Raw genomic sequence first — 7,642 nt, 5'->3', positions numbered from 1 at the left:
ATCTCAAGCATGGCAGCGGTCTCCGAATCACCGCCACCAACCGAATCAGAACCCAAGCAAGTTCGAAACACCGTTAACCCGAGTTCACTGCCGTGGGCCGCCGGGCGGCTTGATTGACAAGCCCCGGCGAAGCCACTAGAAGCCCGCGCGCATGAGCCATGGCCGGACGAGGCATGCCGGCGGTCGGCCTCAGGCGGCACGACAGCAGACGAGATCAGCAGTCCCGTGCCTGGCGCGCGCCGCGCCAGGCGAACTTGTGCGATCGGACCACCTGTATAAACTTCGAGACGAGTGCCCCGGCGGGGCCGAACGAGCGGGATTTCCATGAATCTGCGCATTTCCGGCAAGCACATGGACATCGGCGACGCCTTCCGCGGCCGCATCGAGGGTCGCATCGGCGAGGCTGTGGAAAAGTATTTCGACGGCGGCTACTCCGGCCACGTCACGGTCGAGAAGGCGAACTCGCGCTTCACCGCCGACTGCATGCTGCATCTCGACACCGGCATGACGCTGCAGGCCACCGGCCAGGCGCAGGATCCGCAGCTCGCCTTCGAGGCGGCGGCCGAGCGGCTGGACAAGCGGCTCCGGCGCTACAAGCGGCGGCTGAAGTCGCACAACGCGGCGGCCGCGCCCGACCCGATGGACATGCTCTACCGCGTCATGGCGCCGGTCGCCGAAGAGGACGAGGAGGTGCCGGAGGACTACGCGCCCACCGTGGTGGCCGAATCCACCATGGCGCTGCGCACCATGTCCGTCGCCTCCGCCGTCATCGAGCTTGACACCAAGGACAGCCCCGTCTTCGTCTTCCGCAACGCCGGCACCGACGCCGTCAACGTCGTCTACCGCCGGGCGGACGGCAACATCGGCTGGATCGACCCGGCCGGGAGCGAGCGGGCCTGAGCCATGCCGCGCCCAGCGCCGCCGGCCGCGAGACGGCCCGCCCCGCAAGGGGCCGCGGCCCAAGCGAAGGATTGAGAGAATGGATCTGAGCGATCTGATCGAGGTCTCCGCCGTGATGCCGGCCCTCAAGGCCAACTCCAAGAAGCAGCTGCTGCAGCTTCTGGCGGAAAAGGCGGCGGCGCTGACCGGCCTGCCGGAGCGCGAGATCTTCGACACCATCCTGCAGCGCGAGCGGCTCGGCTCGACCGGCGTGGGCAACGGCATCGCCATCCCGCACGGCAAGCTGCCGGGCATCACCGAGATCCGCGGCGTCTTCGCGCGCCTCGAGACGCCGGTCGACTTCGACGCGCTCGACGACCTGCCGGTCGACCTGGTGTTCCTGCTCCTGGCGCCCGAGGGGGCCGGGGCCGATCACCTCAAGGCGCTGTCGCGCATCGCCCGCGTGCTGCGCAACGCCGACACGGTGGACAAGATCCGCGGCACCAAGGACGCCGCCGCGATCCACGCCTTCCTGTCGCAGACGCCGGCCTCGAACGCCGCCTAAAGCGCTTCCAGGCAACGCGGAGACCGGTTGGCCGTCCGCAAAGGCGATGAAACCATCCGTTCGGGCCGATCTGCGCCGCCGTAAAAAAAGGACGGGTCCGGCGGGCCGGGTCCCCGGAACGCACGAAGGCCGGCGCACTGCGCCGGCCCTGCCAAAAAATCCGTCGTCTTGCCGCGGTAACGCCCGCAGCAGCGGGGTGTCGCTCAGTGCACGCTGACCGTCGTCAGGTCGTTCTCCATCGCACCGGCGAGGGCGCTCGAACGGGCGTCGGCGAGCATGATCGGCTGACCGTTGGCGGCGAACAGCGCCCACAGCTTGGTGCCGGGCTCGATGCGGGGCAGGTTGGGGAACTTGCCCATCAGCTCTTCGGCCTCGATCTCGCGCATATAGGCCACGACACCTTCGCCGATATGGGCGAGCTCGTCGGGGCTCACGGTGATTCTGGTCTCGTTCTCAGTCATGTCAGCCTCCGTTGCGCGGGCCGTCCAGTCGACCAACCCGCAATAGAGCCGTTGGGTTCCGCAGTCCGGCCGTTCAGTCGGCCACGGAAATGTTGATTTTCCGTACAAGCCGCTCGGGCTGGGGCCGGTCGAGCTCGATCGACAGGAGCCCGTTCCTGAGCTCCGCGCCGAGCACGCGCATGCCGTCGGCCAGCACGAAGATGCGCTGGAACTGGCGCGCGGCGATGCCGCGGTGCAGGAACTCGCGGTCGCCGTCGTCCTCGCTCTGGCGGCCGCGCACGACGAGCTGGTTCTCCTCGGTGGAGACCTCGAGCTCGGAGTCGGCAAATCCCGCCACCGCAAGCGTGATGCGCAGCTTCTCGCCGGCCTCGCCGTTGGGGGCGACGCGCTCGATGTTGTAGGGCGGATAGCTGTCGCCCGACTTGGCGACCCGCTCGAGCGTCTTTTCCATCGTGTCGAACCCCAGCAGAAGCGGGTTCGAGAAGGGCGTCATGCGCGTCATGTCTCATGTCCTCGAAGAGCGACGTGAGGATGCGAGAACCCGGGATGGCGTTTTCGCACCCGAGGCTGATATGGTCCGCGCGCAGCACGAATTCAAGCTTTCGACGAGGGCGCCGGCGGATGGCCGAGACCGCACGCAAGATCATCATCGACACGGATCCGGGCCAGGATGACGCGGTCGCCATCCTGCTGGCGCTGGCCAGCCCGGAGCTCGCCGTGCTGGGCATCACCGCGGTGGCCGGCAACGTGCCGCTGGCGCTCACCCAGCTCAACGCGCGCAAGATCTGCGAGCTCGCCGGGCGGCCGGACACGATCGTCCACGCCGGCGCCGAGCGGCCCCTCGTGCGCGACCTGGTGACCGCCGAATACGTGCACGGCAAGAGCGGGCTCGACGGTCCCGACCTGCCGGAGCCGAGCATGCCGCTGGCCGAGGGCCACGCCGTCGACTTCCTGGTCGACACGCTGATGCGCGAGGCGCCGGGCAGCGTGACGCTGTGCGCGCTCGGCCCGCTCACCAACATCGCGCTGGCGCTGATCCGCGAGCCGCGGATCGCGCCGCGCATCGGCGAGCTGGTGCTGATGGGCGGCGGCTTCTTCGAGGGCGGCAACACCACGCCGGCGGCCGAGTTCAACATCTATGTCGACCCGCACGCCGCCGACGTCGTGCTGCGCGCCGGCATCCCCACGGTGATGATGCCGCTCGACGTCACGCATCAGGCACTCACCACCGCCGCGCGCGTCGCCGCCATCCGCGATCTCGGCACGCCGGTCGGCGCGGCGACCGCCGCCCTGCTGGAGTTCTTCGAGCGCTTCGACGAGGAGAAGTACGGCACCGACGGCGGCCCGCTGCACGACCCGTGCGTCATCGCCTATCTGCTCAATCCGCGCCTGTTCTCGGGCCGCCACTGCAACGTGGCGGTGGAGACCGGCTCGGAGCTGACCATGGGCATGACGGTGGTCGACTGGTGGCGCGTCACCGACCGTCCGCCGAACGCCATGGTGATGCGGCGCATCGACCACGAGGGCTTCTTCGCGCTGCTGACGGAGCGGCTCGCCCGGCTGTGACGGCGCGGCTCAGCCGGCCGCGGCACGGACCTCGTCGACCGCCGCGGCGAGCGGGATCGCCGGCTGGGCGCCGGCCCTGAGGCAGGCGAGCGCGCCAGCCGCCGCGGCGCGGCGCAAGGCCGCCTCCAGGCGCAGCCCGTCGGCGAGGCCGGCGGCCAGATAGCCGCAGAAAGTGTCACCCGCGCCGACGGTGTCGACCGGCGTGACGGCGGGCGCGGCCACGCTCAGCATCCTGTCGGCCGTCGCCGCCGCGGCGCCGGCCGCGCCGAGCGTGACGACCACCGTGCCGCCGGTCTTCGCCGCGAGCGCCCGCATGCGCGGCTCCAGCCCGCCATCCGGCAGGCCGAGCGCGGCCGCGGCGCGCGCGAACTCGCTCTCGTTGACGACCAGCATGTCGGCCAGCGGCAGCAGGTCGGCCCAGCCGTCGTGGAACGGCGCGGCGTTGAGCAGCGACACCGCGCCGGCCGCGCGCGCCTGCCACAGGGCGGCCTCGACGACGCGGTGCGGCACCTCCTGCTGCAGAAGCACGTGGTCGCTCGCGCCGATGCCGGCGGCGGCGACGTCGCCCGGCGTCAGCGCGGCGTTGGCGCCGGGCACCACGGCGATCATGTTCTCGCCGGCGCCGTCGACCAGGATCATCGCCGTGCCGGTCGGCGCGCGGGTCCGGCGCACGGCGGCAAGGTCGACGCCGTCGGCGGCGAGCAGCGCCAGCGCGGCCTCGGCGAAGCCGTCGCGGCCGACCGCGCCGACCATGCGCACCTCGGCGCCGGCACGGCGCGCGGCGAGCGCTTGGTTGGCGCCCTTGCCGCCCGGCGCGGTGGCGAAGCCCTCGCCCGGCACCGTCTCGCCCGGCCGCGGCAGCCGCGCCACCGTGGCGGTGAGGTCGAGATTGATGGAGCCGATGACGGTGATCACGATGCGCCTCGCCGCGTGTGGAGCGGGCAGAGGCTAGCCGGTTTCGCGCACGGGAGAAACGGCGGATCGCTCCGCGCGCGCCATCTGCCCCGCCTCCCAGCCGAGAATGGCGCGCTTGCGCGTCAGGCCCCAGTGATAGCCGGTCAGCGCGCCGGCCTTGCCGAGCGCGCGGTGGCACGGCACGACGAAGGACAGCGGGTTGGCGCCGACCGCCGCGCCGACGGCGCGCGCGGCCCCCGGCGCGCCGATGCCGGCGGCGATGTCGGAATAGCTGCGCGCCCGGCCCAGCGGTATGCGCAGCAGCGCGCGCCACACCCGCACCTGGAAATCGGTGCCGATCATGACGATGCGCAGCGGCTGCTCGGCGCGCCAGCGCGCCGGGTCGAAGATGCGCCCGGCATAGGGCGCGGTCGCCGCCATGTCCTCGACATAGGCGGCCTGCGGCCAGCGCCCGGCCATGTCGGCGAAGGCGGCGCGCTCACCGCCGGGATCGGCGAAGGCGAGGCCGGCCAGGCCGCGCTCGGTGACCATGACCAGGGCCCGGCCGAACGGCGACAGGTGGAAGCCGTAGCGGATCGTCAGGCCGGCGCCGCGCGCCTTGTAGGCGCCGGGCGACATCGCCTCGTGGGTGACGAACAGGTCGTGCAGCCGGCCGGGCCCCGACAGGCCGACCTCGAGCGCGGCGTCGAGCAGCGGCAGGCCGTCGTCGAGCAGGCGCCGCGCATGGTCGAGGGTGACGGCCTGCAGGAACGCCTTGGGCGTCAGACCGGCCCAGCGGGTGAAGCGCTTCTGCAGCCCGCCCGGCGTCTCGCCGACGGCCTCGGCCAGCGCCTCGAGCGAGGGCTGCTCGCGGTAGCCGAGGCTGATCGCCTCGATCACGCCGCGCACCACGCGGTAGTCGTCGTCGCCGGGCGTCGTCTCGACGGCGCCGGCGACCGCCTCGGTCAAAAGGGCATCGTGCAGGGTCATGGCTCTGGTCTCCTTGCACGCACAATGGCGCGCGGCCGCGGCCGCCGCCACCCGATTCTCGCCGTGCTCAACGCCCCTTGGCAGTGGCCAGCGCCGCGCCGAACGCGTCGGCGAAGCTCTCGCGGTCGTCCGGGTTGAGAAAGCCGCCGAGCGAGACGCTGCGCTCGCGCGCCTCGACGGCCATGCGCGTGATGCCGATCTCGGCATGGCGGCTCACCGAAAAGCGCGTGCCGAACGGGTTGAAGCGGTGCTCCTCGGCGCGGCCGCAGGGGGCCACCTTGCGGATGTCGAGCCGGGTGCGCGACAGCGCCACCTCCTCGCGCTGGCGGCCGGCGCGATAGTTGAGCCGGAAGGCGACGTAGAGCGCCAGCAGGTCGATGCCGAAGAAGCCGAGCACCGGCCAAGCGCCGGCGACGAGGAAGAAGAGCCCGGTGCCCAGCCACAGCGTCGCCACCGCCGCCATGAGGACGACGAAGCCGCCGCGGCCGAGCGAGCGGTGCGGCATCAGCAGGGCCTTGAAGATCGGTTCGTCGGCGGCGTTTGTGTTGCTCATCGGCTCAAATTATAGAGGCCGCATGGAAAAGCCCAAGAGCAAAGCCGCGCCGAAGAGCCGGAAAACCGCCGCAAAGCGGCCCGCCACGCGCGACGGATCGAACGCCAAGGCGCGCCCCAGGCCGCGGCGGCCGGCCGCCACCGCCTACAGCGCGGCCGAGATCGCGGAGATCTTCCGCCGCTTTGGCGTGCAGCGTCCGGAGCCGAAGGGCGAGCTCGAGCATGTCGATCCCTTCACCCTGCTGGTCGCCGTCGTGCTTTCCGCGCAGGCGACCGATGCCGGCGTCAACAAGGCGACGCGTGGGCTGTTCGCCGCCGCCGACACGCCGGAAAAGATGGTGGCGCTCGGCGAGGAGGCGGTCGGCCGCCACATCCGCACCATCGGCCTGTGGCGCAACAAGGCGAAGAACGTGATCGCGCTCAGCGAGGCGCTGATCCGCGAGCATGGCGGGCAGGTGCCGGCCGAGCGCGAGGCGCTCACCCGGCTGCCGGGCGTCGGCCGCAAGACCGCCAACGTGGTGCTCAACGTCGCCTTCGGGCAGCCGACCATGGCGGTCGACACGCACATCTTCCGCATCGCCAACCGCATCGGCCTGGCGCCGGGCAAGACGCCGGACGCGGTGGAGGCGGCGCTGCTCGCGGTCATCCCGGAGCCCTATCTGCGGCACGCCCATCACTGGCTGATCCTGCACGGTCGCTATGTGTGCAAGGCGCGCCGGCCCGACTGCCCGGCCTGCGTCATCGCCGACCTCTGCAAGGCGCCGGAAAAGACGACCGACGTGCCGGCGCCGCTCGTCGAGATCGCGCCGCTCGCCGGCGACGAGCCGGTGCCGGGCTAGGCAGTTCCAGGCGACGCGGAAACCGGGTCGCGATCCGGAACCGCGTCAAGACCACACGTTGGAGCCGATCTGCGGTTCGGTAAAAAGCAGAACGGCTCTACGCCCGCGACGCGGCGGCCGCCGCCGGCCCGTCCTGGCGCGCGATCGCCTTGTGCAGGTGCACCATCATGGCGGCGGCGAACAGCGGCGTCAGCAGGTTCAAGAGCGGCACGGCGAGGAAGCCGGCGATCACCAGCCCGGCGACGAAGACCGTCAGCGCATGCGTGCGGCGCAGCGCCCTGGCCTCCTCGGGCGGGCGGAAACGCATGGCGGCGAACTCGAAGAACTCGCGGCCGAGCAGGTAGCCGTTGACCAGGAAGAAGGCGGCGACGTTGATGCCCGGCACCAGCAGGAGCAGCAGCGCCACGATGTTGCCGAGGACGACGACGCCGAGGAACTTGAGCGACAGCCACAGCGCGGTCATCGCCGGCAGCGCCCGGCCGGCCGGCTCGCCGGGATAGTCGGCGCGCTCGACGTGCTCGGCGACATCGTCGAGAAACAGGCCGGCAACCAGCGCGGTGACCGGCGCGACGAGCAGCGCCAGGGCGAGCGCCAGCCCGAGCCCGGCCAGCACGGCGGCGATGAAGCCGAGCCAGCCGGCCCAGTCCGGCAGGTCCGGCAGCAGCGCCTGCAGCCAGGGCAGCGCCAGCGCGTCGAACAGCTCGCGCAGGCCGAACCACAGCCCCGCCAGCATCAGCAGCGTGAGGCCCAGCGTCTTGAAGAACACCGTGCGGAAGGCCGGCGAGACCAGGTTTGAGGCGGCGGCGCGGGCCGAGTCGAGGATCATGCGTGCTCCTTGCCCCGCCCACCCGGCGGGCCTCCGCGAGATAGGGGCTGGCCGGCGCCGCCGCAAGGCG

At 71.7% G+C, this 7,642-nt stretch carries 10 protein-coding genes; 4 read left to right on the top strand and 6 right to left on the bottom strand.

What is annotated here, in order from left to right:
- The first annotated feature begins 324 nt into the window (after positions 1-324).
- Both raiA and ptsN read left to right on the top strand, forming a co-directional pair.
- Positions 325-900 (top strand): ribosome-associated translation inhibitor RaiA, encoded by a 576-nt coding sequence (gene raiA, locus N1F89_RS09605; protein WP_290083707.1) that lies wholly within the window; start codon positions 325-327, stop codon positions 898-900.
- 79 nt (positions 901-979) lie between these two features.
- A complete protein-coding gene (gene ptsN / locus N1F89_RS09600) occupies positions 980-1,444 on the top strand; it encodes a PTS IIA-like nitrogen regulatory protein PtsN (protein WP_290083706.1) in 465 nt (154 codons plus the stop codon).
- Positions 1,445-1,647: 203 nt separating this feature from the next.
- Here ptsN and N1F89_RS09595 read toward each other — a convergent pair whose 3' ends face one another.
- Both N1F89_RS09595 and N1F89_RS09590 read right to left on the bottom strand, forming a co-directional pair.
- Positions 1,648-1,905, bottom strand: coding sequence for a DUF1150 family protein (locus N1F89_RS09595; RefSeq protein ID WP_290083705.1), 258 nt, complete (start codon positions 1,903-1,905; stop codon positions 1,648-1,650).
- 73 nt (positions 1,906-1,978) lie between these two features.
- The gene (locus N1F89_RS09590; RefSeq protein WP_290083704.1) at positions 1,979-2,407 is read right to left on the bottom strand and encodes an Hsp20 family protein; all 429 of its coding nucleotides are present in this window, start codon (positions 2,405-2,407) and stop codon (positions 1,979-1,981) included.
- 119 nt (positions 2,408-2,526) lie between these two features.
- Between N1F89_RS09590 and N1F89_RS09585 the strand changes: the two genes are divergently transcribed.
- Positions 2,527-3,471: a nucleoside hydrolase gene (locus N1F89_RS09585; RefSeq protein ID WP_290083703.1), complete on the top strand. Its 945-nt coding sequence runs from the start codon at positions 2,527-2,529 to the stop codon at positions 3,469-3,471.
- 9 nt (positions 3,472-3,480) lie between these two features.
- Here the strand turns inward: N1F89_RS09585 and N1F89_RS09580 are convergent, their stop codons facing one another.
- From N1F89_RS09580 to N1F89_RS09570, 3 genes are all read right to left on the bottom strand, one after another.
- On the bottom strand, positions 3,481-4,386 hold the full coding sequence (locus N1F89_RS09580) for a ribokinase (protein WP_290083702.1): 906 nt from the start codon (positions 4,384-4,386) through the stop codon (positions 3,481-3,483).
- A gap of 33 nt (positions 4,387-4,419) precedes the next feature.
- Positions 4,420-5,355: a bifunctional helix-turn-helix domain-containing protein/methylated-DNA--[protein]-cysteine S-methyltransferase gene (locus tag N1F89_RS09575; RefSeq protein ID WP_290083701.1), complete on the bottom strand. Its 936-nt coding sequence runs from the start codon at positions 5,353-5,355 to the stop codon at positions 4,420-4,422.
- A 67-nt stretch (positions 5,356-5,422) separates the two neighbouring features.
- Positions 5,423-5,908 (bottom strand): DUF2244 domain-containing protein, encoded by a 486-nt coding sequence (locus tag N1F89_RS09570; RefSeq protein WP_290083700.1) that lies wholly within the window; start codon positions 5,906-5,908, stop codon positions 5,423-5,425.
- Positions 5,909-5,930: 22 nt separating this feature from the next.
- Between N1F89_RS09570 and nth the strand changes: the two genes are divergently transcribed.
- Complete coding sequence (gene nth, locus N1F89_RS09565; protein WP_290083699.1) at positions 5,931-6,746, top strand: endonuclease III; 816 nt, start codon at positions 5,931-5,933, stop codon at positions 6,744-6,746.
- A 97-nt stretch (positions 6,747-6,843) separates the two neighbouring features.
- Here the strand turns inward: nth and N1F89_RS09560 are convergent, their stop codons facing one another.
- Positions 6,844-7,572 (bottom strand): sulfate transporter family protein, encoded by a 729-nt coding sequence (locus tag N1F89_RS09560; RefSeq protein ID WP_290083698.1) that lies wholly within the window; start codon positions 7,570-7,572, stop codon positions 6,844-6,846.
- Positions 7,573-7,642 lie beyond the last annotated feature (70 nt).

Origin of the sequence: Aquibium sp. A9E412, from assembly GCF_030398335.1 — a bacterium.
Classification (GTDB): Bacteria; Pseudomonadota; Alphaproteobacteria; order Rhizobiales; family Rhizobiaceae; genus A9E412.
This window is presented reverse-complemented; position numbering and strand designations above follow the sequence as displayed.

Coding starts and splice junctions, on each gene's coding strand:
- N1F89_RS09585 (WP_290083703.1), top strand. CDS start 2,527: ATGGCCGAGACCGCACGCAAGATCATCATCGACACGGATCCGGGCCAG.
- nth (WP_290083699.1), top strand. CDS start 5,931: ATGGAAAAGCCCAAGAGCAAAGCCGCGCCGAAGAGCCGGAAAACCGCC.
- N1F89_RS09570 (WP_290083700.1), bottom strand. CDS start 5,908: ATGAGCAACACAAACGCCGCCGACGAACCGATCTTCAAGGCCCTGCTG.
- N1F89_RS09560 (WP_290083698.1), bottom strand. CDS start 7,572: ATGATCCTCGACTCGGCCCGCGCCGCCGCCTCAAACCTGGTCTCGCCG.
- raiA (WP_290083707.1), top strand. CDS start 325: ATGAATCTGCGCATTTCCGGCAAGCACATGGACATCGGCGACGCCTTC.
- N1F89_RS09575 (WP_290083701.1), bottom strand. CDS start 5,355: ATGACCCTGCACGATGCCCTTTTGACCGAGGCGGTCGCCGGCGCCGTC.
- N1F89_RS09590 (WP_290083704.1), bottom strand. CDS start 2,407: ATGACGCGCATGACGCCCTTCTCGAACCCGCTTCTGCTGGGGTTCGAC.
- ptsN (WP_290083706.1), top strand. CDS start 980: ATGGATCTGAGCGATCTGATCGAGGTCTCCGCCGTGATGCCGGCCCTC.
- N1F89_RS09595 (WP_290083705.1), bottom strand. CDS start 1,905: ATGACTGAGAACGAGACCAGAATCACCGTGAGCCCCGACGAGCTCGCC.